Below are 21,282 nucleotides of genomic sequence, written 5' to 3' on the forward strand. Positions count from 1 at the left end.
AAGTTTCTATTCAATATAGTACTTTTTTCTAAAAATTTCAACTATTTCTTCAATTTAGCAAAGAGTTCGCAGGTGAGGGACGAAATTACATTTTACCCGAGGGAGATAAGGCATGGGTACAGGGTGGACACTGCCTGGCTTTTCCCATACTCCTCGCACCCTTCCCCCTACACCTCCACATAATAAAGAAACGCAGGCATCCCTGCGTTTCTCATTCATCCTCATTCACCCAATAAATGCAGTCTTTTATTTAATATTTTCCCAAACAAGGTTGCGCTTAGCTGCTGAAAGAGCATGCCGAGTACAACTGGTACAGCGGCGGATGGCGGGAAGTAAGTGGTTGCAAGAACAGCTCCAGCGCTGATATTACGCATCCCTCCTGAGAAGGTCATGGAGACGATTGATTCTTTGTTCTGGCCAGTTATTTTGGCGACAACATAGGAGAGAACATAGCCTGATAAGGCAATCCCGAATACAGTGATTCCGACGAGAAGCAATCTTCCGCTGATGGTTTCCTTGATATAAGGTGCGATGACTGCGCCGTTTAGCATGACGACAAATCCGAGTCCAAATTTGGTTATGGGCGTTAAGATCTCGTCGAGGCGGAGGATGACTTCTTTTTTCGTAAAGGAGTTGAAGAGCATACCGGCTAGTGATGGGAAAACAACCATCCAAAAGAGACCTTTCATAATTTGCAGCGAGTCAATATGGACACTCTCTCCGACGAGTACCGCAAGATTAAAAGGTACGATGAAGGGTGATAATAATGAGCTGATTAAAATAATGGCCAATGTTAGAGTACGGTTTCCATGGTAGATGACAACCCAGACAAAGCTCGTGATGCCTGCCGGAATAGTCATAGCCAAAACGATGCCGGTCACGGTATATTGGTCATCCGGGTAAAAGAGCTGCCCTACTCCGTAGGCGAATAAGGGCATGATAATATGTAAGCTGACTAACGTAATGAGGATGGGCCCTGGATGCTTGACGATCCCTTTAAAGGAGGAAAAGCTGGAGTTCAAGCTACCTGAAAAGGTCATGAAGGCAAAGACCCATGGGATTAATCCGGACATCCACAATAGCTGGTCGGTCAGAAAAAAGCCGATGACCAGACAGGCTGGTATGAAGAAGGCCATGATGGAGTTTAGTATTCTATTAATCGATTGAAGCATATGTACATCTCCTTGCTGTGTTTAGATGGATGAACGGAAAAAGGCTGCCGGCAATACCCGGCAGCGAGATTTCTAGTTTATTGGCCTTTACGCGCCTCGGTCATTTGTTTCCAGACAGAGCCCAGTGCTTCTTCCCCTTTTTCAATCCGCTCAATGGCCATCTTCACCTGCAGAGCAACCTCGAATTCTTCATCATTCTCTGCTTGACGCAAGGCTGGCAGCGCGGATTCATCTCCTACTTCATATAGATACATTGCCGCTCTCCAGCGTACAAGTTTACTAGGGTCCTTTAATGCTTCCATTTGGGCAGGAATTGCTTCTTTAAAGCCAAGATCTGAGAGACAATCACCAGCCGTTCTTCTGACTGTAACACTCTTATCCTTTAATCCTTTATACAGGTATGGCAGCACCTTTACATCTTCTATCATACCTAAATAGACAACTGCAAGCCGTCTGATGGAAGCTTTCTCATCTGCAAGTGCTTTGTCGAGCAGCGGAATATCTTCCAAGGTAGGGTCCTCCATAAGGTCGAGGGCCTTAAAGCGCTCCCGCCAATCTGGATGGTTTAAGTCCTCTTCTGTCAGCTTCTTTCGTTGGACTCTCCTGATCTCTATACTATCATTCTTGGAATTCTTCGCATCTTCGACAAGCTGATTCAGACGTTCTGCCGGATACGTTGCAAGCAATTCATCCATGACTTCTTGGCCGATTTGATCTAAATTGCCGTATCTGCTGCCATAATCACTCCATTTCCTGATTAATACGGCATTGTCCGCGGCAAATTGGGCTTGCTTGAATGCATGCAGGAATTCATCCGGCATGGACCATCTCTTTTCCTCGAGGTCGCTGTTTGCCTTGATTTGTATAGGGATTCCCTTAAATACTTGAATTTGAACTTTCACCTCGCCAAATCCTTGTCCTGAGGCAAGTGAGTTCAATCCATTTTGCTGCTCACCATCACCAAAGATGCTCTGAACCTGCATCAATAATGCCGGCCAATCATATTTGGCATTTCTTTCTACGGCGAGGAAATCAGCAACATGATAAACGCCTTTTACTCCTTCAATTTGAAGGATTTCTTTAATGAATGGCGGAGCGGTTTCAGCCATCTCTTTTTTGTAATTAGTGCTTTTGCCCATTGGCAGTTCTTCATTTAAGATGACCTTCATTGTATTTGGGCTTGGTGTTGGTTCAATTGATATTATTTTCATCATAAAAAATCCCCCTGACCACTTAACTCTAGGGGGATTGTAGCATATTTGACAAAATATTTACATTCGTATGATTTTAACCTTCCTGCTTCTCGGATAAATAGGTCCAGCGCTCAATCAAGTGTTCAAGCTCTTCGTTCAAGCTGTTCTCTTCCTCCGTTAGCTTCGCGGCCAGCTCAAAATCACTTCCTGTATTCGCTAGTTCTTCTGCGATTGTTTCCAATCTTTCTTCTACGCCGGCAATTTTATCTTCAATCCCTTCCCATTCCCGCATTTCATGATAGGAAAGGCGTTTTTTCTGCTTTGTCTCATCTTTTCGAGCAGGTTTAGGAGCAGGGTTTTTCTGTTCGGGAACCGTCTCTCTCTCCAGTGATTGACGCCATTCGAAATAATCGGTAGCCTGGCCAAGATATTCATTAATCTCTCCCTGTCCATCAAATATCCACAGCTTTGTACATGTTTTATCAAGGAAATAGCGGTCATGTGACACGGTCACGACAACACCAGGAAAATGCTGCAGGTATTCTTCTAACACCGTCAATGTTTGGATATCCAAGTCATTGGTAGGCTCATCGAGCAGAAGGACATTCGGGGAGCCCATCAAAATCTTAAGCAAATAAAGGCGCCTTCTTTCACCTCCGGACAATTTCCCAATGATGGTCCCATGAGTGTATGGTTCAAACAGAAAGCGCTCAAGCATTTGTGCGGCTGATACCCGCTCTCCATTTGCGAGCGTGATCGCTTCAGCTGTTTCACGAATGTATTCAATCATGCGCTTGTTCAATGGCAGATCTTCATTTTCCTGTGTGTAATAACCGATATTCACGGTTGCACCACGGTCAATCTCTCCGCCGCCAACAGGAATTTCTCCAGCCAGCATCTTCAGCATGGTTGTCTTCCCGCTCCCATTAGATCCGATAATACCGATTCGGTCCCCTTTTTGCAGGATGACGGAAAACGGCTTAAAGAGAACCTTGTCTCCAAATGACTTCCGTACATCTTTCAGCTCAAGTACCTTCTTGCCCAGTCTTGATGAGGAGACGTCCAAGCTGAGGTCCTCTGTGCTCGTTGTTTGGTTTGTTTTCTCCTGCAGGCTTTCGAAACGCTGGATTCTTGCCTTCTGCTTTGTTGTCCGTGCCTTTGCACCCTTTCTCATCCAGGCAAGCTCAGCCGCGTAAAGTCTAGAGAGCTTATGAGCAGCCCGTGCCTCCACCTCGTCACGAATGGATTTAATCTCCATGAACTTCTCATAGTTCCCATCATAGGCATTAAGCATTCCCCTATCAAGCTCCCAAATCTTCTTGGTTACAGCATCCAAGAAATATCTGTCATGCGTCACGAAGAGAACGGAGCCTTGATAGTTTTGTAAATATTCCTGCAGCCAAGCAATGCTCTCATAATCCAGATGGTTCGTCGGCTCATCTAGAATGAGAAGATCTGCTTTTTCCATTAGAGCCTTTGCCAAGGCACATCTTTTCTTCTGACCGCCAGATAAATGCCCCATCTTTGCATTCATGTCTGTAATTCCAAGCTTATTGAGCATAATCTGAGCATTGGAGTGTACTTCCCAGCCGCCCTCAGCATCCATTTTGGCTTGAAGGCTGAACATTTTATCGAGCAAGGCTTGATTATCGGGAGCAAGCTTCATATCTTCGAGCAGTTCCTCGTATTCTTTTACCACACGGAATACGGGTGAGTCATTACGGTAGATAAAGGATAGAACCCTCTCCTCCTCATCCACCTCAAAGGTTTGGCCAAGGAAGGAAATTCGGTAGTCCTTCGGTTTATCAATGCTGCCGCCGTCTGCCTCTTCCACACCTGCAATTATTTTCATTAAAGATGATTTACCGGTTCCATTTAGTCCAATTAATCCAATTTTTTCATTCTCGCTAATAGAGAATTCGATTTGGTCGAATAGCACCTTATCGCCATATTCCTTTTTTAAGCCTATTCCTTTTAGTACTTTCATTCTTTCCATTCCTTTTCAAACTGGCAAAGATAAGACTGCATAAAAGTATGCCTTTCTTCAGCCATTTCTCTGCCTGTATCAGTATTCATAAGGTCTTTGATCACTAGTAATTTATCATAAAAATGAGCAACCGTACTACCGCTTTTCTTCTTTCTATCTTCCTTCCATTCTCCCTGCCTGCAAATGAGCTGGCCGCTTTTCGAGCCGTAAGCGAATGCTCGCGCGATTCCGATAGCCCCGATGGCATCGAGCCGGTCAGCATCCTGAACGATCAATGCTTCTGGTGAGAGCAAGGAACGATTTCCCTTTCGAAAGGAGATATTAGCCGTATCGGTCAGGATCTTCTCCACCATGTCAGACGGGACCTTATTCATTATTAGCCAGTCCTTAAGCGTTAAATCATTCGCGGTTAATGCCAGCTTGTCATCATCCACATCATGGAGAAGAGCAACCAAATCCATGTATAGCGGGTTGCCCATTCGTTCCTTTTCCCAAATCTTGCGAGAATGTCGACGGACTCTTTCCATATGGAGCCAGTCATGTCCTGTGACGTCCTCTTTAAATCGCTCGCTCACAAAGATCTCCGCTTCTTTTATTAGCTGTTCCAATCCATCATTCCCCTTTTATTTTTCCAGCCAGCCAATCCCAACCGTGCCTGTACCTGCATGGAGGGCTAGTGCTGTCCCAAGCGGGTTAGCACTGAGGGAAGCATCCAGCCCTTCCGCTTGTATCATCTCTTTCCATTCGAGGGTTTGCCTTTCATCACGACCATATAGCATAAAGACCTCTTCAATTTTGCCTGATGCCATGGATTCCTTTAAATAGCTGTTTATTTTATCTGTCGCCTGTTTCCACGTCCGTACCTTTGCCTTAATTTCAAGTTTTCCATTCTCTATTGTTACGATTGGCTTAATTTTCATCAAGCTCCCAAGGAAGTACTTGCTCGCTGATAGTCTTCCGCTTTTATGCAGCTGCTGAAGGGAGCCAATCCAAACAAATACCTTCAGCTTTGATTTTATGGCATGAATGCTCTGAATGACAATCTCCGGCTCCTGGAAGAAGTCCCACAGCTTGATGGCTTTTTTGAGCAGAAGCGTCAATGGATAGGACAGAAAGCTTGAATCCACACTGAAGACAGGAATTCCCACCATCTTTCCTGCCTGCACGCTTGAAGAATAAGTACCGCTGAGCTCACTCGACACATGAAAGGAGAAAATGAGATCATACTCCTCCTTTGCAAGGCGCTCATATAACTTTTTAAAGTCCCCTACAGATGGCTGTGAGGAGGAGGGTACTTCTCCATTGTCCAAATGACGGACTAGCTCCTCTGTCGTCAAATCAACTCCATCCAAATAGGATTTCCCATTTATGATTAAGTGAACAGGCAGAACATACACGTGAGGATTTTCCCGCAAACTTTCATCCAGCACAGCAGAACTATCTGTAACCCAGGCTACTTTTTTCATGCTTTTCCTCCTACTATATGAGACTACAACATTTTATTCTTCCTTCAACCTAATATGACGAATCCCTCCCAGGCGGGAGGGATTCCATTAGAGTAATTCCTTGATGCTGTGTTCGACCTCTGACATTTTCGTAGAAGGAGCAAAGCGTTTAATGACATCGCCGTTACGGTCGATCAAAAATTTTGTGAAATTCCATTTAACTGCTTTTGAGCCCATTACACCAGGGGCTTTTTCCGTCAAATATTTATAGATTGGATGGGCACGTTCCCCTCTAACATCAATTTTACTGAACATCGGGAAGGTTACACCGTAATTTGTCTTGCAGAAGGCTTGAATATCCATATCATCCCCAGGCTCCTGTGCCATAAATTGATTACATGGAAAGCCTAGTACGACAAATCCCTGCTCACGATATTTCTGATAGAAATCCTCTAATTCCCTGTATTGAGGGGTAAAGCCACATTTACTTGCTGTATTCACGATTAGGATAACCTTTCCCCGATACTCGCTTAACGAAATATCATGACCTGATATGGTTTTAGCCTGTAAGTCATAAAGGTTCATTATTACCCTCTCCATTCGTGAAAATTGCCGTTTCTTTATTACATTCCTGCACTTAAGATATGCTGTATTTGCTGTACATACGTTTGCAGCAAGGAAACATCTTCTTCATAAATCAGTTTTTCCCGTTCAATCTCAATCGTCACATAGGTTTCATCGCGGTTATGGCCAATTGGCATATGCTTCAAAACCCGGTATTGATGTCCCTTATCCCATGTCTGTTTCAGGATGTGTATGATCCTAAGCGGGTGCTCAGGGTTGATAAAACGGAACATGAATTTAAGCGTACAGCCGGGATTTCTTTTCGTGAAGGCAATGAGCTTCTCTTCAGCAAAGGCAGACATGGAGGCAGATAAAGTAAACGTACATTCCACATCCTTTTCCTTGTCTGCATTCAATCTGGCGATAATCTCAAATTTTCTAGACATATGGGCAAGGTCAACGAGATCATGCCGGTCTATAACAGCTAACTCTCCATCAAGATCCAAGTCATAGAAGGCTCCTTCAGCCACAACCTTTAAGTTCTCAAATACCGTTGGATCAAACAAACGATCACTCCCAATACCCCTGATTTTCCCCGCTTTACCGAACTGTAAGATCGCGCCTCTAAACTTAATATAACGCAGGGTGCTTAGAAGGATGATCATCGGTTCGTGAATCAGCGGAGAAGCTCCCCGCTGATTGAAGTTTTATGTTTTGTTAAAAAAGACCAGCTGCATTACCACTTTCATCGACATCCATTTGAAGGGCTGCAGGTTTTTTCGGCAGACCAGGCATCGTCATGACATCTCCGGTCAAGGCAACGATAAATCCGGCTCCGATAGAAGGCTTTAATTTTCGTATGTTAATGGTGAAGACTTCCGGACGTCCAATTTTGGCTGGGTCGTCAGAAAGAGAGTATTGGGTTTTCGCCATACAAACCGGGAGTTTGCCCCAGCCTTCACCTTCAAACTGCAGAAGCTGCTTCCGGGCTTCCGGGGAATATTCGACTCGATCTGCTCCATAGACAATCTGGGCAATCTTACTGATTTTTTCACTGATTGTGTCTTCATTATTATAGAGCCTTTTAAAGGAGGAAGTATCTTTTTCGATTATTTCCTCAATCTTTTCTGCCAGGTCTATACCGCCGGCTCCACCTTTTTCCCACACCTCAGTTAATGAACATGTATAGTGATATTTCTCGCATAATTGCTGGAATAAAGCAACCTCATTCTCTGTGTCGCCGGAAAATTTATTTAGGGCAATGACAAATGGCAGTCCAAATGCCGTGATTGTTTCACAATGCTTCACTAAATTGGAGAAACCTTCTTCAAGAGCAGCCAGATTCTCATCTTTTAAATCTCCTGCCGGGACACCCCCATGTAATTTCAGGGCTCTAATCGTTGCAACTATCACGACAGCATCCGGCTTTAATCCGCCTGCAGCCGTTTTAATGTTTAAGAATTTTTCTCCGCCGAGATCAGCACCAAAACCAGCCTCTGTCACACAATAATCTCCCAGCTTCAAGGCCATTTTTGTGGCGATGACACTATTGCAGCCATGAGCAATATTTGCGAAAGGTCCTCCATGAATGATGGATGGCGTATGCTCGGCCGTTTGCACGAGATTCGGCTTTATAGCTTCCTTCAGAAGCAAGGTTAAGGCACCTTCTACTTTTAAATCTGCCACGGATACTGGCTTATCTTCATATGTATATCCGATAATAATCTTTCCAAGTCTTAGCTTTAAATCTTCTAGATCATTAGCCAGACATAGGATTGCCATGATTTCTGAAGCAACCGTAATGTCAAAACCATCTTCACGCGGTACACCTTGTTTTGGTCCACCTAGTCCGATGACAATCTGGCGCAGTGCACGGTCGTTCATATCAAGCACTCGCTTCCAAATAATCTTTCTCGGGTCAATATTCAGGTCATTTCCTTGATGGATGTGGTTATCGATGAAGGCCGCTAAAGCGTTGTTTGCCGTTGTAATGGCATGGATATCACCTGTGAAATGGAGGTTAATTTCATCCATTGGGAGCACTTGCGCATAGCCTCCGCCTGTTGCTCCCCCCTTAACTCCCATTACAGGACCAAGAGATGGTTCACGCATGGCAATGACCGCTTTCTTTCCAAGCTGCGAGAGGGCATCGCCTAAACCGACAGTAACGGTTGATTTGCCTTCTCCTGCTTTTGTCGGATTTATGGAAGTAACAAGAATCAAACGGCCATCGGCTGTGTCAGCCTTCTTCTTCAGAACATCCAAAGAGATTTTCGCCTTATATCTCCCATAAGGTTCCCATTCTTCTTCCGTTATGCCCAGCTTCTCGGCAATTTCGGCAATCGGCTTCAATTCCGCTTCCATCGCAATTTCAATATCGGTTTTGACAACTGTGTTCGATTTCATGGTAGTCCCCCTCTTACTTTCTCACCTCTAGTTTAACAAAAATCATATCAGAGACACACATTTTATATTTGCCAGCCAATAAAAATATGAATACAATAGTAAATATTGCAACCATTGATTGAATTTTCCAATTATTATAACTCCATCGGATAATCCATTCGAGGTGAAAAGGAGGCTTCCAGCATGCCAATTACCATTCCTAAGCTTCTTCCTGCGAAGAAAATCTTAGAGAACGAAAATATTTTTATCATGGATGATATTCGAGCGATGAGCCAGGATATCCGCCCGCTCAAGATCTTAATCCTTAACTTAATGCCGGAAAAGGAGAAAACTGAAACCCAGCTTCTCCGCCTCCTCGGAAATACGCCCTTACAGGTGGATATTACCTTTCTTAGGATGCGGACACATGAGAGTAAACATACATCAGCTTCTCATTTAAATCAGTTCTATAAGACATTCCACGAAATTTCTAACAACCGGTTTGATGGAATGATTATTACTGGAGCACCGGTTGAAAAGATGGAATTCGAGGAAGTGAACTATTGGCAGGAACTAAAAGATATCATGGACTGGACAAGGGAGCATGTTACCTCAACGATGCATATATGCTGGGGAGCTCAGGCCGCCCTCTATCATCATTTCGGTATTTCTAAACAATTATTATCAAAGAAATGTACAGGCATTTACAGCCATCATGTCCTTAAGCCGCACGAACAGCTGGTCAGAGGGTTTGATGATATCTTTTACGCTCCCCATTCCCGATATACAGATGTAGAAGCTGAAGAAATCCGCCATCATGAGGAGCTGATGGTACTGGCCGAATCCGACCATGCGGGATTATTTCTCGTCTCATCAAAAGACGGGAAGCAAATTATGGTTACCGGGCACCCTGAATATGAGCTGTCCACATTAGCCCAGGAATATGAACGCGATTTGATAAAGGGAACTGATGCGCCAATACCAGAGAATTATTTCCCTAATAATAATCCAAAGGAAAAACCATTACATACATGGAAGAGTCATGCAAGCCTCTTGTTTGCAAACTGGCTGAACTATTATGTCTATCAGGCGACACCATATGATTGGAATTGATGTTTGCATAACAATGCATAAGGACAATCAAGAATCAGCAGCTTTTCCCACTAATTAAATATTCACTTAATTCGCACGATTCATTTTGACACCATCTATTTAAATATTGTATATTGTAATTGTCATGACCACCCTATTGCGGTTCTGATAATATGTTATTGGCTCATATGGGCCACAGTTTTAGGAGGAATAAAAAGATGCAAACTGGTAAAGTAAAATGGTTTAACAACGAAAAAGGCTTTGGATTCATCGAGGTTGAAGGCGGAGACGATGTATTCGTACACTTCACTGCTATCCAAGGCGAAGGCTACAAATCCTTGAACGAAGGCGAAGAAGTAACTTTCGAAATCGTCGATGGAGAAAGAGGACCGCAAGCAGCGAACGTTCAAAAAGCTCAATAACTACTTAATAAGCAAACAGCCGCCATACTTCCATATGGCGGCTTTTCTTCTTTCTACTCTTCATTCAATCGGCTGCCTATCATTTTCAGCTGCTCGCCGACCGTACATTGTGTAATGCAGAATCTGTGGGCATGTCTCCGTCCATGATCCGACACGAGCTGCTTATGCAAAAAGCATCCATTGCAATACGTATTCAATAAATGATCAACCTGCCGAAACGTTTGTTTCTTTTGACCTCTCTCCCTCATTCGTTCATCCTCCTGCCGGCACTTCAAGCACACTGTTTATAGAGGTACCTTGAAGCGCCTGCTGAGCTAATCGATGTGCTTCTTCATTGGCTTTCCGCTGAACGGGCTCGACCTCATATTCAAGTCCAAGTTCCCTCAGCTTATTCTCAATCCGGTCAAGCCACTTGTTCAATGCTTCATCAAAGCATGGCCATTCCCCTGAGAGCTGATTTAACACAACCTGAGAATCGCCTTTTAGGCTAATGCGCTGATGCCTTGCTCCCATTTCCTCTACTTTAAGACAGGCTGCATATAGGGCACAATACTCGGCTTCATTATTATCCTCGATTTGATCAAAGCGTTCATTATACCTTGCACGGAAGATTTTCCCGTTTTGTTTGTAATATATGACGACACCCGCGCCCGCTGAAGTTTCTCCCGGCACATGGCTTCCATCAAAATAGACAACAAACTCATGCGGGTCTTCCTTTGTTTTCTCCGTCAGCTTGAGGAACTGTTTCTTTGTCCACTCCTGTCCAATCTCATCGATGAATATCATTTCCTTTGCCCGACCGATTTTTTCTAGGTCCGCCGCAATCTGAACGGCGGTTTCACTATCCATTTCCTCTGAAGTAAACAGGACGGAGGGAAGCTTTGATTTCGTATAATTCCATCTTAATGTAACCTTCATTTGGGTCTCCTTTCGAATGAAATGATCACCGTATAACTTCTTATATGCCCCGAAAGCATTACTCATACTTAACGTAACCTTTTTTACGGTCCAGTATAACTATGGACTTTTCCCTTCAACTGAGGTAATTTGTATCTAAAAGCGTTAATTTGGCTGAATAGAAGGATGTTTTAACCATGATAGAAGTATATATTGACGGGGCCGCTAAAGGCAATCCCGGACTGAGCGGGGCCGGTATTTTCATTAAAACCGGTGAGGGTCAGGAACGTTATTCTATTCCCCTTGGTACGCGGGATAATCACGAGGCAGAATATTTAGCCTTGATTCATGCCCTTCGCATTTGCCAGGAGAAGGGCTATGACGATATCATCTCTGTCCGCACAGATTCCAAGCATGTCGCCGATGCGGTTGAGAAGGAATTTGTCAAAAAGGAGCCGTACCGTTCCCTGCTCGCCGAAGCATTGCAGCTCGCCGCAGCGTTTCCTCTGTTTTTTATTAAATGGATTCCTGAATCACAAAACAAGACAGCTGACCAGCTCTCTCGAGAGGCTATCCGTAAGAATGACCAGTAACCCATAAGAAATGGCCCAGATTCAACTGATGAATCTGGGCCATGATATTTAGGAGACCTGTATTCCATATTCCTTCATTAAGTAATAGGCTTCCTTCCTTGAAGAAACCTTATTATTCATTAATGTTTCAAGCAATGACACATAGAAGCCGCCATCAAAGCGTCTTTGCGCTTTCAGTGTGCATTCTATGGCAATATTGGCGATCCAATCTGGCGCCGAAGTCATCTCTTTTCCAAAATAGATAAAACCAATTGCCTCTTCTCCAAGCTTGAACCCCTTTGAAGACAATGTACATATGTATTCTTCTAATTTTTCCATGACCCCTGAAACACACTCCTTCACGTCAATACATGATAATTGTAAAACATTTTTATGGAGTTGGATACAGTTTTTTGTCGAATTGTCTGAATAAGGCCATAACATAGAGGTTGGGACAAAACTTAATCAATGATCCTCAAAAATGAATGATTGTCATTTATTCTTTGTAATCAATAGCAGTTGGAAAGACAAGTCCGTTTCATTTCACGAAATGCACTCGCTTCCCTCTACTTCCCGCAGGAGTCGAGTACATTTCGCTCCATTCCCCTAGTCACTAATAGTAGAAAGCCACAATCAACTCATACAGGGAAAACAACAAATAAAGACCCGAATGATTAGACGATAGAATCATTCCTTTATCGTCTAATCATTCAGGTTTATCATTGACTGAAGTATTTATGTCCCAGCCTTTTTCAGTTTAACGTGTCCGTATATTCAAGTCTAATTTCGACAGCTCTTCCTCTAAGCGGTCATGGTCAGGCATGTACATCAGCTCTTCATGCGTCCAGGCTGTGAATTCCTCGATATCACAGATAATTTGTGCAAGCTCCTTGCTGATAAAGGCTGACTCTCTCCCAGCATGTAATTTCTTTCGGCAGCGGTTGAACTTCGAATCAAGTTCCTCCAGCTGCTCATAAAGACCCTCAAGCGATTCGTAATGCTGGATAAGCGGCAAGGCCGTCTTCTCTCCAATTCCCGGACATCCCGGAATATTATCGCTTGAATCTCCGAGCAAAGCCTTCACATCCACCCACTGCGCTGAATCAATTCCATAATCAAGTCTGAACTGGTCAATAGTATAGTGAGTCTCACCCGCCCTACCGGCAATAATCTGTGTTGTCCGTTCATTGAGAAGCTGGAATAAATCTCGGTCATTACTGTAAATATAGCAGTGCCCAAATTCATTCATGCTCCAAAGCGTCGAGATGGTTCCAATCACATCATCCGCCTCATAGGACGGTACGGAAAGCTGTTTTACTCCTGCCTTATCCAGTACCTCCCGCAATACCTCATATTGCATAATAAGCGGTGCTGGCAGTTCCCCTCTTGTCGCCTTGTAGAAATCATACTTCTGGCGTCTAGAGGACTCTTCCCTCTTCACATCCCAAGCAACAGCCAGATGGGTCACCTCATTTGTTCGCACAAGAGAAAACATTTTCTGGAAGAATACCCGAAGTGCGTTCGTATATACGCCATTGCTGCTTTTATATAATTGGTCCTCTGTCTTGCCGTACGCTGTCGCAAAATAGCCGCGGCTGAGCAGATTGAAACCATCGATTAATAAGAGTGTACGATTGTCCTGCATGATTGCATCCCCTGTTCTCTATTCGGTCTTGAAATAATATCATGATTGCTCCATTTTAGCATAGGAAGCCTCAGGCTGCCCCAAATAAAAATTGCCAGAAGCAAAGGTCTTCCTCCTCAGTTTGTTTCAACAGGGTTTTCATCATAAGAGATCCAATCGCTAAAACTGCCGCCATAGACTTTTACATCCTGATAACCAGCCTGCTTGAGAGCAATGTAGTTAACACATGCGGTAATGCCAGACCCGCAATAAACCATAATGGATGTCTCTCTATCAATATCGGCAAAGCGGCCGGCAAGCTGGCTGTCCTTCAAATAGAGGCCATCATCTAGATTTCCCATCCATTCATAATTGATGGCTTTCGGGATATGGCCGCACTTCGCATCAATTGGCTCATAGAGACCCATGTAACGGCCCTCTTCCCTGGAGTCAATCAAAACACCAGCTGCTTTGCCGGCTGAGAGTGCTTTCACCTCTTCGTATGCAGCCAAGACCTTATTTTCTTCTTCTGGCCAGTAATCAGAAGATGGCAAATTAGGAATTTCGGCTGTTACTGGATAACCCTGCTCTTTCCAAGCCTTCAAACCTCCATTTAAGACGTATACGCCGCTATAGCCATAAAGCTCGCTAAGCCAAAGAAATCGGGCAGCAAAGGCTCCTTCTCCTCCATCATAGGCAATGACGATGGAATCTTGGTCAACGCCTAATTGCTGCATAAAACGGACGAACGTTTCTTTTGAAGGCAGCGGATGCCTGCCCCCATGCTCCAATACTTTTGAGGAAAGGTCTCCTCCAGTATCTGCATAAGCAGCTGAGGGAATGTGCTCTTCATTATAGCTTTCCCGACCCTTCCCCTCATTAGATAGGTCATATTGGCAATCGACGATCCTCACGCGGCTGTCGGTCAATCGCTGGAACAGCCATTCAGGTTCTTGTATAAGTGTCAACCTTTCGATCATTCCCTTCTCTCTTCATTATGCTGCCAAGACGTTCAGCCGCCTGCTCATAAGCAGCCGAATTCGACTGCTCCTCTAGCATTTGCTTTAGGCCAGAAACAATCTCTGCCCCATCAGCCAGCATGGAGCTGGTCAATTGTTTGCCTAATGCCTCAGTTATATGCTCTGCATACGATAACAGACTTTTCTTTTGTTCGGTATAGTATTCATCAATCAGCGTCTCAAGCTTGTCATAAACAGACCGCTCCATCGCTTTGCGTCCATCCTTTTCGAAGAAGGCATTTGTCCCCTTGAATAGTCTTAATTCCTCCTTGAAATCTCTTGCACTCACATTCTCTAATGGAGATTGTTGGAGGAATTCCTCTTGGACTGCGAGAGAAGGCGCGCCAAATGCCCAATCCTTCTGAACTGCTTGAGCTGATTCTGCCAGTCGCAGATAGGCTTCCCTCATTGTCTTCTCAATCACCTTCTCTAACCGAAGCGAGGCAGCCTGCCATTCATTCATAATCACCAGTTTCATATCATCAAGCAGGAGATTCATGCTTCTGACTAATGATTGTCTATCATTGGTTATTCTTCCCGGGTGGAAGTATTCCTTGAAAACACTCGGGAAATTCAAGCCTAAACGCTGCTTGCTGTAGAACAGGAGCTCTTCTGCCTCCTGCCTTGCCAATTCACCTTCATGAGTAAATGTTTTTTCTTGCAGGAGCTTTTGAATCTCTTGCCAGTTTCGTTCAAGCGATTCTTTTCTCTCCTGCTTCTTCTCTTCACTCTCATTTGCCAACTCAACCGACTGACACAATAAATGATAGGCTTTCTGCAGCTCCGACCAACTTGCGGTGAGCAGCAAGGATTTTAAGTCATGATCAAGAAACCCATGGAAGGCCTCCTCAAATTTTTCGAACAAATAGACATAGCGCTCGGCATTCTCATCCTGCGAGCCTGTTCGCATCTGTAGTGCCGATCGGCTCGAGATAGGGAATATACGTGGATTCCTGATGCCAGATTCCCTTAACTGAGAATCCAAGTATTCCACCACTAGCTCTCGTTCCTGTTCATCCGCTGCAAGGTCTGCCGCATTCAAAAGGAAGAACATTTTATCCAAGCTGAAGGAATCCTTTACCCGGCCCAATTGGTCAAGGAAGTTCCTGTCTGCCCTCGAGAAAGGATGGTTATAATATGTTATAAAGCAAATCGCATCCGAGTGCTTAATATAATTGAATGATGTACCTGTATGTCTAGCATTAATCGAATCTGCTCCAGGAGTATCGACAAGAATGACTCCTTTTCTCGTCAGTTCACAATCATAATACAGATCAATCTTCTCAATGAAGCAGGATTTTGCTTCATCCGTCGCATAGGCGGCAAAATCATCGATGCTAACCGTGAATACTTCCCCAAGATTGGCTTTGAACTGGTCAATACCGGTCATGAATGCTTCCAGGAAGGAAGCGCGAAGTCCAAGTGCCTCTCTTTTCTTAGCTAAAAGAGTCTTTGCCTGGCGCTTCGCCAGCTCCAAATCTTGGACATTAAGCCCTTCATCCAACCATATACCGTTCAAATCATCAATTAGCATCTTTTCTGTCTTAGCGAAAATGACCGCCGTTCCATTCCGATGCTCACCAGTGGGCGGGAGAATTCGATTGATAACGGCCGTTGTTGGATTTGGAGAGACTGGCAGTAAATTAGACCCTAAAAGAGCATTGGCAAAGGACGATTTGCCTGCACTGAAGGCACCAAATAAAGCTAATGTATACGTTTGGTTTTGGAAGCTAAGTGAACGAGCGCTCAATTCTGCCGCTTGCTTCTTAAACCCTGGAACATCCTTTAATATCGCAGCAGCTTGCAAAAGCCGGTCCATAATATCATTAGCGGGCGGAAGATTTACTTGATTCTTTTCAGCTCCGTCAACCGCCGGTTCATCCAATTCTTGCTCTGACTGATTCATCTCATCCGTTTCTTTCGGAATGATAACCTCCACCTGTTCTTCCGGTTTCAGGAAATCCTCAATCTCAGCTAGCGGGAACCTTGGCCGCTTCCCTAATTCTTTCATAACCTCTGCCTCATAAGCCAATTGCTCCTGTTTGGCATTCTGCCACTTATCCCATACTTCCAAGAGATCCGGGGTTTCTTCCATTCTTACTTTCACCGTTTTAAATAAGCCTTTACGTTCCTTTTCCCAATCATTAAACAACCTGTCTGCCAAAATCTTTGCCTGATGTAACGATGATTTCTTAATATCTGAAGCAAGACGGTCAGAGAAGTTCAGAACAAGGTCACCTGTCATAGCGGCAAGCGGCTCTATCTTTAACAAATCACCGTACGGAATTTCATACGTAAACGCTTGTATAAGATCCAATCCCTTTTGCTTATCACCAGGATACTCTGAAAGCAGATTACGAAACAGTTCCTGCAGGTGCCAGATGACGGTAGAATCTGTCTGCTTCTTCACATCCTCCTCTAGCAGCTGCCTTCTTCGCTCACGCTCCTGCAAGGTTTTCTGTTTCCCAAAGAAGCCAATCTTAAAGGAGGTAACATTAGCTTCAAGGTATTGCCTTACAATCTCCCTCGTTTCATAAGGAGTCAGGTTTGCATTCTTCAGAATGGCATTGGCCTTCTCCTCAAAGCGGCGTTTCGCTTCCTCACCGTATGTCTGGATTTTCTTATCCAGCCGCTCTGACTGCTCAACAGCTTCCAATAAGACAGGATCATAGGAACGAAGCTTTTCAGATAGGGCCATATACAAATCCTCATCCTGTGCATTCCTCCATGCAAGATGCTCATCAATAAGTCTTCTTACAAGGGAAGGAATATCCATTTGTAACGGGATCCTTGAAAGCTCTTCAATCTTCTCCTTCACCTTCCGAGCCTGATTATACGGATGGTCTTCCTCTCTCATGGTTGTATAATAAATCTCTTCAGGCTTTACATCCCACTCATGGAATGCCCGCCTCACACTCTCCTTGATGGTGGAGAAGGGAAGCTCTCGATCGTCATGCTTATCGATCTGATTGATGATGATATACAGCTTTTTCCCCATCTTCGTTAAATCTTTCGTAAACTGAAAATTGACCTCTGACTGAATATGGTTATAATCCGTCACATAAAAAACAGAATCAGCCATATGAAAGCTTGAAGCAGTCGAACGTTCATGTGCATCATCAGTCGAATCAATTCCCGGTGTATCGAGAAGGGCAACCTGGTCCCCAAAGGGAAAACCTTCGATTCGTAAATTAATACTTTGTATTTCCGCACCATTCTTCGCATAATCTTTCATCACTGAAAAATTGATTGGCGGAGGAAATACAGCAATCCGTCCGTCAGCCAATGTAATTCGAGCTTCCCCGTTACCGCTTTCAATACGAACGATATTCGCACTCGTTGGGATAGGACTCGATGGCAGCACAGTCTGGCCAAGCAAATAATTGATAACCGTAGATTTCCCAGCCGAAAAATGTCCGCAAAAAGCTAAACTGTACTTATTATCATACATTTTTTCCATGATTTCCTTCGTCTTTTCTGACCGCTCCCTATCCCCGCTTCGGTCAAAAAATCGATATATGCCGTAAAGATACATGTAATCATTCTGACTCTTGTGTGTGATCATAGCAATCCCCTTAAATTGTCGTGACTTCATTTTCTTATTTTACATGAAAGACCGGCAAATTGACCATTGTTTATCCCCAATTCTGAAATCACAAAAAAAACAAAAAAGGAATCCGAAAGATGACTCTCCTTACGCATTCCTATACCGTTCACTTATTCATTTATACCAAGTCTAATCCAGCTAACCAAAGAGAGCGTTTGTATTTGGAATTTCTGAGACAAACACTCACTTTGGGCTGGCCACATTATTCAAAACATAAACCATCACCGTGCTAAAAGTTGTAACAGTTGTGCCGACAAATACCCAAACCATGATATGCACCTTCCCTGTTATGTAGTACAGTTGAGAATGTCTCTCACTATACTTATATCTTAGCATGGGTGATAATCATTTTCAATGGAAATTGAAACTTCCAAAACAACTTCCTCACAATCATTCAATCTTTTTCCTTCTCATTATGCTGAATCGTAATGGAAATCTCCTTCAATTCCTCACAGCCGCAGATATCACATTGGATAGGCCTATCATGCAATGTCCTGCAATGTGGACAATAATATTTCTTCATGGAATGTTCCGCCTTTTTCATCTATCTTATGCACTTGCTGACCAATCGGACCCAGATTTAAGGTCTAGAGGAATCAGCCACAGAACATCTTTCAAGGCTAAAAAACGAGCATTCCATTCTGATCAAACTGGAAGTTCGGTCCCCAAACAACCTCCCAGTAATATCCGTCCAAATCGGCAAAATAGGCATGGTAGCCGCCCCAAGAGGCATCCTGCGGTTCCTTCACGATAGTCGCACCAGCGCTACGTGCCAGTTCAATGATGTTCTGAACATCCTCTTTCTGCTCCACATTATAGGCCAGAGTAATACCGTTAAAACCCGTTCCAATTGAAGGAGGGTCTGATTCCCGAATATCCTTTGCCAATTCTTCGAGCGGGAATAATTCAAATTTCGTCCCCGGAGTGTTGAAGAATATGACTTCCGGTTGATTCCTTTTCTCATTTGTCTGAAAACCTAACTTGTCCCTATAAAACCGGACTGATTGCTCCATACTTCTGACACCTAAACAAATACATGTCACCTTATTCATATGAGTAACCTCCTTATTTCTTGAACATCCTGCTATAATAATACGACGCCGACCATAACCCCTCAGGTGAAAATACGGACTTACCTTGGCTCTCCTTCGTTATATCCTTCATGGCAAGAACATAAAAATCAGGAAAACTCATCTTCAGACATTCTTCCGTAATACGCCCCCTTCCTTTTAACCTTTTCTACCATTATACCAAATAATCCCATTTGAGCTTTTAAGTAAGACGAAAAAAAACTCTGCTTTTGGCAGAGTTCCCATTTAATAGAAAAACGAATATAATAGTAGAAAGTCATATCATAAAAAGGAGTTCATAATTGTGGATTTGTTAATTGGAATAGCCCTCATTCTTATCGTATTCATTACAGGAAATAACCTGGAACGAATCCTTAAGAGCATCAAACAGCAAAACAAAGAAATCATTGCGTTATTAAAGAAGGAAAAATAACTACATAAAAAAATAGCCCGCTGCTTAAAGACTATTTAAACCAGCCCTTTTCCTTAGACTGTGTAATGGCTTCTATCCGGTTCTTCACATCCAGTTTATCGAAAATGGCTGATATATAGTTGCGGACCGTGCCTGTCTTAATGTCCAGCTCTGCGGCAATTTCTTTCGTATTCATTCCATCCGCAACAAGAACAAGCACCTCCCGCTCGCGGTCTGTGAGCGGGTTTGCTTCTGCATAGGCACTATCTATCAGCTCAGGTGCGTAGATTCTTCGTCCTCCATGAACAAGACGGATTGAGCCTGCCAGTTCTTCGCTTGGGCTGTCTTTAAGGAGATAGCCGCTCACCCCAGCCTGAAGTGCCCGCTGAAAATAGCCAGTTCTCGCAAATGTCGTCAAAATAATGACCTTGCAGCCATGCCCTTTTAGCTTTTCAGCCGCCTCAAGTCCGGTCATTCCCGGCATTTCAATATCCATTAAACAAATATCTGGCTGATGCTTCGCGACAAGTGCAAGTGCCTCCTCGCCATTTGATGCTTTCCCAACCACATCCATATCGTCCTCAAGCGCCAGCAAGGAACCAAATGCTCCAAGAATCATTTGCTGATCCTCCGCAATCACAATCTTGATCATGCCCGCCCCTCCTTCACAACCTGCTTTGTTTCATTCGGCACTTTAATAATCAGGCAGGTACCTTCATTCAGAGCAATTTCAAAGCTGCCATTTACAAACTCCAGCCGTTCTTTCATCCCCATGAGGCCATGACCTCTGTCAAGGCTGGACTCATATCCTTTGAAGACACCATTATCCCTTACTGTCATAACGGTTTCCTTCCAATCTTGCTCAAAAATCACCTGACATTCCGTTGCACCGCTGTGCTTAACAATATTCGTTACAGACTCCTTTAAGCACATGCTGAGGATATTTTCCGTCAAACTCGGGATATCCTTTAATTTTTGCCTTTCATCAATGCTAAAGTGGATATTAGCTGCATTCAGCATCGTTTCCGCTAACACGATTTCATCCTTTAAACGGATACTCCTCATCGATGAAACCATCTTTCGTACCTCGTTCAGCGCCGTCCTAGCCGTCTGCTGAACATCGACAAGCTCTGCGGCTGCCTGTTCCGGATTCTTGTAAACTAGTCTTCTGGCCAGATCACTCTTTAACCCTATGAGACTAAGCTTTTGCCCTAATGTATCATGGAGATCACGGGCAATCCGTTCTCTCTCCTCTACCACCAATAATTCTGAGATTTTCTTATTGGCATCATCCAATTTTTCTTCCAAACGCCCAAGTACTTTGCGATTTCGAATCGTAAATGGGAGCAGAGTAATACTGAGCCACGTGATGATGATAAACGGCATTTGCTTCAGGAAGAAAGCCTGATGCAGCAGGATGCCCAAATAAATCGAGACGCCTGTACTGATCAGCAGAAGGACATAAATGGCGATAAAATCAGCCTTCTTCTTAATATTCCCTGCCAGATAAGCAAGAAAGAAGGCAAAATAAATATAGCCAAACAAAATGGTCATAACTGTAAAACCGCTCATCAGCACGATCGCCCATACATACTTCATCCATCCAGTTGTTTTATAGGCAACCCTGAACAAGGAAAGAAAAAGCAGCGTTACGACAATACCCGTCATTTTATATTGATTCGATGCATCCGATTGCAAAATGAAATAGAACGGCAGTATGCAAAGAATGGCCCATACATATGGGGAAAGCCCGCTTGTTTTCAAGAAGGCAATATAATTTTTGATCATGTGAAAACCTCTTTTAAAGTGCGTCTCCCTTTT

The 21,282-nt window shown here is 43.8% G+C and carries 22 protein-coding genes; 4 read left to right on the plus strand and 18 right to left on the minus strand.

Features of this window, described 5'->3' with window-relative positions; genetic code table 11:
• Window positions 1-221 precede the first annotated feature (221 nt).
• From ACY8DX_RS12580 to ACY8DX_RS12615, 8 genes are all read right to left on the minus strand, one after another.
• A complete protein-coding gene (locus ACY8DX_RS12580) occupies window positions 222-1,172 on the minus strand; it encodes a bile acid:sodium symporter family protein (protein WP_462405315.1) in 951 nt (316 codons plus the stop codon).
• 77 nt (window positions 1,173-1,249) lie between these two features.
• Complete coding sequence (locus ACY8DX_RS12585; protein WP_049672851.1) at window positions 1,250-2,383, minus strand: conserved virulence factor C family protein; 1,134 nt, start codon at window positions 2,381-2,383, stop codon at window positions 1,250-1,252.
• 76 nt (window positions 2,384-2,459) lie between these two features.
• Window positions 2,460-4,352, minus strand: coding sequence for an ABC-F family ATP-binding cassette domain-containing protein (locus ACY8DX_RS12590; protein ID WP_439802434.1), 1,893 nt, complete (start codon window positions 4,350-4,352; stop codon window positions 2,460-2,462).
• Window positions 4,349-4,960 (minus strand): HD domain-containing protein, encoded by a 612-nt coding sequence (locus ACY8DX_RS12595; protein ID WP_462405316.1) that lies wholly within the window; start codon window positions 4,958-4,960, stop codon window positions 4,349-4,351. The genes ACY8DX_RS12590 and ACY8DX_RS12595 overlap by 4 nt, the downstream gene beginning before the upstream one ends.
• 15 nt (window positions 4,961-4,975) lie before the next feature.
• Window positions 4,976-5,818 carry a DegV family protein gene (locus ACY8DX_RS12600; protein ID WP_462405317.1) on the minus strand — a complete coding sequence of 281 codons (843 nt, stop codon included), beginning with the start codon at window positions 5,816-5,818 and terminating at the stop codon, window positions 4,976-4,978.
• Between the two features lie 87 nt (window positions 5,819-5,905).
• Window positions 5,906-6,382, minus strand: coding sequence for a glutathione peroxidase (locus ACY8DX_RS12605; protein WP_462405318.1), 477 nt, complete (start codon window positions 6,380-6,382; stop codon window positions 5,906-5,908).
• Window positions 6,383-6,420: 38 nt separating this feature from the next.
• Entirely contained in the window at window positions 6,421-7,026 is a 606-nt protein-coding gene (locus ACY8DX_RS12610) for a hypothetical protein (RefSeq protein WP_462405319.1), read from the minus strand.
• Between the two features lie 52 nt (window positions 7,027-7,078).
• A complete protein-coding gene (locus tag ACY8DX_RS12615; RefSeq protein WP_049670626.1) occupies window positions 7,079-8,767 on the minus strand; it encodes a formate--tetrahydrofolate ligase in 1,689 nt (562 codons plus the stop codon).
• A 183-nt stretch (window positions 8,768-8,950) separates the two neighbouring features.
• Here ACY8DX_RS12615 and metA point away from each other — a divergent pair, with 183 nt between their 5' ends.
• Window positions 8,951-9,859 (plus strand): homoserine O-acetyltransferase MetA, encoded by a 909-nt coding sequence (gene metA / locus ACY8DX_RS12620; protein ID WP_049670625.1) that lies wholly within the window; start codon window positions 8,951-8,953, stop codon window positions 9,857-9,859.
• 197 nt (window positions 9,860-10,056) lie between these two features.
• Window positions 10,057-10,260: a cold-shock protein CspD gene (gene cspD, locus ACY8DX_RS12625; protein WP_049670624.1), complete on the plus strand. Its 204-nt coding sequence runs from the start codon at window positions 10,057-10,059 to the stop codon at window positions 10,258-10,260.
• A 53-nt stretch (window positions 10,261-10,313) separates the two neighbouring features.
• Here cspD and ACY8DX_RS12630 read toward each other — a convergent pair whose 3' ends face one another.
• Window positions 10,314-10,508, minus strand: coding sequence for a zinc-finger domain-containing protein (locus ACY8DX_RS12630; RefSeq protein WP_049670623.1), 195 nt, complete (start codon window positions 10,506-10,508; stop codon window positions 10,314-10,316).
• 4 nt (window positions 10,509-10,512) lie between these two features.
• Complete coding sequence (locus tag ACY8DX_RS12635; protein WP_462405320.1) at window positions 10,513-11,178, minus strand: reverse transcriptase-like protein; 666 nt, start codon at window positions 11,176-11,178, stop codon at window positions 10,513-10,515.
• Between the two features lie 176 nt (window positions 11,179-11,354).
• Here ACY8DX_RS12635 and ACY8DX_RS12640 point away from each other — a divergent pair, with 176 nt between their 5' ends.
• Window positions 11,355-11,750 carry a reverse transcriptase-like protein gene (locus ACY8DX_RS12640; protein ID WP_439802438.1) on the plus strand — a complete coding sequence of 132 codons (396 nt, stop codon included), beginning with the start codon at window positions 11,355-11,357 and terminating at the stop codon, window positions 11,748-11,750.
• 48 nt (window positions 11,751-11,798) lie between these two features.
• Here the strand turns inward: ACY8DX_RS12640 and ACY8DX_RS12645 are convergent, their stop codons facing one another.
• The 6 genes from ACY8DX_RS12645 to ACY8DX_RS12670 all read right to left on the minus strand — a co-directional run bounded on the left by ACY8DX_RS12645 (window position 11,799) and on the right by ACY8DX_RS12670 (window position 19,031).
• On the minus strand, window positions 11,799-12,068 hold the full coding sequence (locus tag ACY8DX_RS12645; protein ID WP_049670620.1) for a DUF6123 family protein: 270 nt from the start codon (window positions 12,066-12,068) through the stop codon (window positions 11,799-11,801).
• A 418-nt stretch (window positions 12,069-12,486) separates the two neighbouring features.
• Window positions 12,487-13,374, minus strand: coding sequence for a 5'-3' exonuclease (locus tag ACY8DX_RS12650; protein WP_049670619.1), 888 nt, complete (start codon window positions 13,372-13,374; stop codon window positions 12,487-12,489).
• A 116-nt stretch (window positions 13,375-13,490) separates the two neighbouring features.
• Window positions 13,491-14,333, minus strand: a complete 843-nt coding sequence (locus ACY8DX_RS12655) for a sulfurtransferase (protein ID WP_439802439.1) — start codon at window positions 14,331-14,333, stop codon at window positions 13,491-13,493.
• On the minus strand, window positions 14,299-17,937 hold the full coding sequence (locus ACY8DX_RS12660) for a dynamin family protein (protein WP_462405321.1): 3,639 nt from the start codon (window positions 17,935-17,937) through the stop codon (window positions 14,299-14,301). Before ACY8DX_RS12660 ends, ACY8DX_RS12655 begins: the two co-directional genes overlap by 35 nt.
• A gap of 436 nt (window positions 17,938-18,373) precedes the next feature.
• Window positions 18,374-18,502: a hypothetical protein gene (locus ACY8DX_RS12665; protein ID WP_269431779.1), complete on the minus strand. Its 129-nt coding sequence runs from the start codon at window positions 18,500-18,502 to the stop codon at window positions 18,374-18,376.
• A 97-nt stretch (window positions 18,503-18,599) separates the two neighbouring features.
• Entirely contained in the window at window positions 18,600-19,031 is a 432-nt protein-coding gene (locus tag ACY8DX_RS12670; protein ID WP_462405322.1) for a VOC family protein, read from the minus strand.
• A 322-nt stretch (window positions 19,032-19,353) separates the two neighbouring features.
• Here ACY8DX_RS12670 and ACY8DX_RS12675 point away from each other — a divergent pair, with 322 nt between their 5' ends.
• The gene (locus ACY8DX_RS12675) at window positions 19,354-19,482 is read left to right on the plus strand and encodes a hypothetical protein (RefSeq protein ID WP_269431778.1); all 129 of its coding nucleotides are present in this window, start codon (window positions 19,354-19,356) and stop codon (window positions 19,480-19,482) included.
• A 31-nt stretch (window positions 19,483-19,513) separates the two neighbouring features.
• On the opposite strand, the gene ACY8DX_RS12680 is transcribed toward ACY8DX_RS12675, so the two are convergent.
• Together ACY8DX_RS12680 and ACY8DX_RS12685 are read right to left on the minus strand one after the other, a co-directional pair.
• Window positions 19,514-20,113, minus strand: coding sequence for a response regulator transcription factor (locus tag ACY8DX_RS12680; protein WP_049670615.1), 600 nt, complete (start codon window positions 20,111-20,113; stop codon window positions 19,514-19,516).
• Window positions 20,110-21,249 (minus strand): sensor histidine kinase, encoded by a 1,140-nt coding sequence (locus tag ACY8DX_RS12685; RefSeq protein WP_462405323.1) that lies wholly within the window; start codon window positions 21,247-21,249, stop codon window positions 20,110-20,112. Before ACY8DX_RS12685 ends, ACY8DX_RS12680 begins: the two co-directional genes overlap by 4 nt.
• Window positions 21,250-21,282 lie beyond the last annotated feature (33 nt).

Source organism: Gracilibacillus sp. Marseille-QA3620 (assembly GCF_054950035.1).

What these genes read in the sequence shown, in the direction of transcription:
- ACY8DX_RS12580 (WP_462405315.1), bottom strand. Translation starts at nt 1,172, where the DNA reads ATGCTTCAATCGATTAATAGAATACTAAACTCCATCATGGCCTTCTTC.
- ACY8DX_RS12585 (WP_049672851.1), bottom strand. Translation starts at nt 2,383, where the DNA reads ATGAAAATAATATCAATTGAACCAACACCAAGCCCAAATACAATGAAG.
- ACY8DX_RS12590 (WP_439802434.1), bottom strand. Translation starts at nt 4,352, where the DNA reads ATGAAAGTACTAAAAGGAATAGGCTTAAAAAAGGAATATGGCGATAAG.
- ACY8DX_RS12600 (WP_462405317.1), bottom strand. Translation starts at nt 5,818, where the DNA reads ATGAAAAAAGTAGCCTGGGTTACAGATAGTTCTGCTGTGCTGGATGAA.
- ACY8DX_RS12605 (WP_462405318.1), bottom strand. Translation starts at nt 6,382, where the DNA reads ATGAACCTTTATGACTTACAGGCTAAAACCATATCAGGTCATGATATT.
- ACY8DX_RS12610 (WP_462405319.1), bottom strand. Translation starts at nt 7,026, where the DNA reads ATGATCATCCTTCTAAGCACCCTGCGTTATATTAAGTTTAGAGGCGCG.
- ACY8DX_RS12615 (WP_049670626.1), bottom strand. Translation starts at nt 8,767, where the DNA reads ATGAAATCGAACACAGTTGTCAAAACCGATATTGAAATTGCGATGGAA.
- metA (WP_049670625.1), top strand. Translation starts at nt 8,951, where the DNA reads ATGCCAATTACCATTCCTAAGCTTCTTCCTGCGAAGAAAATCTTAGAG.
- cspD (WP_049670624.1), top strand. Translation starts at nt 10,057, where the DNA reads ATGCAAACTGGTAAAGTAAAATGGTTTAACAACGAAAAAGGCTTTGGA.
- ACY8DX_RS12630 (WP_049670623.1), bottom strand. Translation starts at nt 10,508, where the DNA reads ATGAGGGAGAGAGGTCAAAAGAAACAAACGTTTCGGCAGGTTGATCAT.
- ACY8DX_RS12635 (WP_462405320.1), bottom strand. Translation starts at nt 11,178, where the DNA reads ATGAAGGTTACATTAAGATGGAATTATACGAAATCAAAGCTTCCCTCC.
- ACY8DX_RS12640 (WP_439802438.1), top strand. Translation starts at nt 11,355, where the DNA reads ATGATAGAAGTATATATTGACGGGGCCGCTAAAGGCAATCCCGGACTG.
- ACY8DX_RS12645 (WP_049670620.1), bottom strand. Translation starts at nt 12,068, where the DNA reads ATGGAAAAATTAGAAGAATACATATGTACATTGTCTTCAAAGGGGTTC.
- ACY8DX_RS12650 (WP_049670619.1), bottom strand. Translation starts at nt 13,374, where the DNA reads ATGCAGGACAATCGTACACTCTTATTAATCGATGGTTTCAATCTGCTC.
- ACY8DX_RS12655 (WP_439802439.1), bottom strand. Translation starts at nt 14,333, where the DNA reads ATGATCGAAAGGTTGACACTTATACAAGAACCTGAATGGCTGTTCCAG.
- ACY8DX_RS12660 (WP_462405321.1), bottom strand. Translation starts at nt 17,937, where the DNA reads ATGATCACACACAAGAGTCAGAATGATTACATGTATCTTTACGGCATA.
- ACY8DX_RS12665 (WP_269431779.1), bottom strand. Translation starts at nt 18,502, where the DNA reads ATGAAGAAATATTATTGTCCACATTGCAGGACATTGCATGATAGGCCT.
- ACY8DX_RS12670 (WP_462405322.1), bottom strand. Translation starts at nt 19,031, where the DNA reads ATGAATAAGGTGACATGTATTTGTTTAGGTGTCAGAAGTATGGAGCAA.
- ACY8DX_RS12680 (WP_049670615.1), bottom strand. Translation starts at nt 20,113, where the DNA reads ATGATCAAGATTGTGATTGCGGAGGATCAGCAAATGATTCTTGGAGCA.
- ACY8DX_RS12685 (WP_462405323.1), bottom strand. Translation starts at nt 21,249, where the DNA reads ATGATCAAAAATTATATTGCCTTCTTGAAAACAAGCGGGCTTTCCCCA.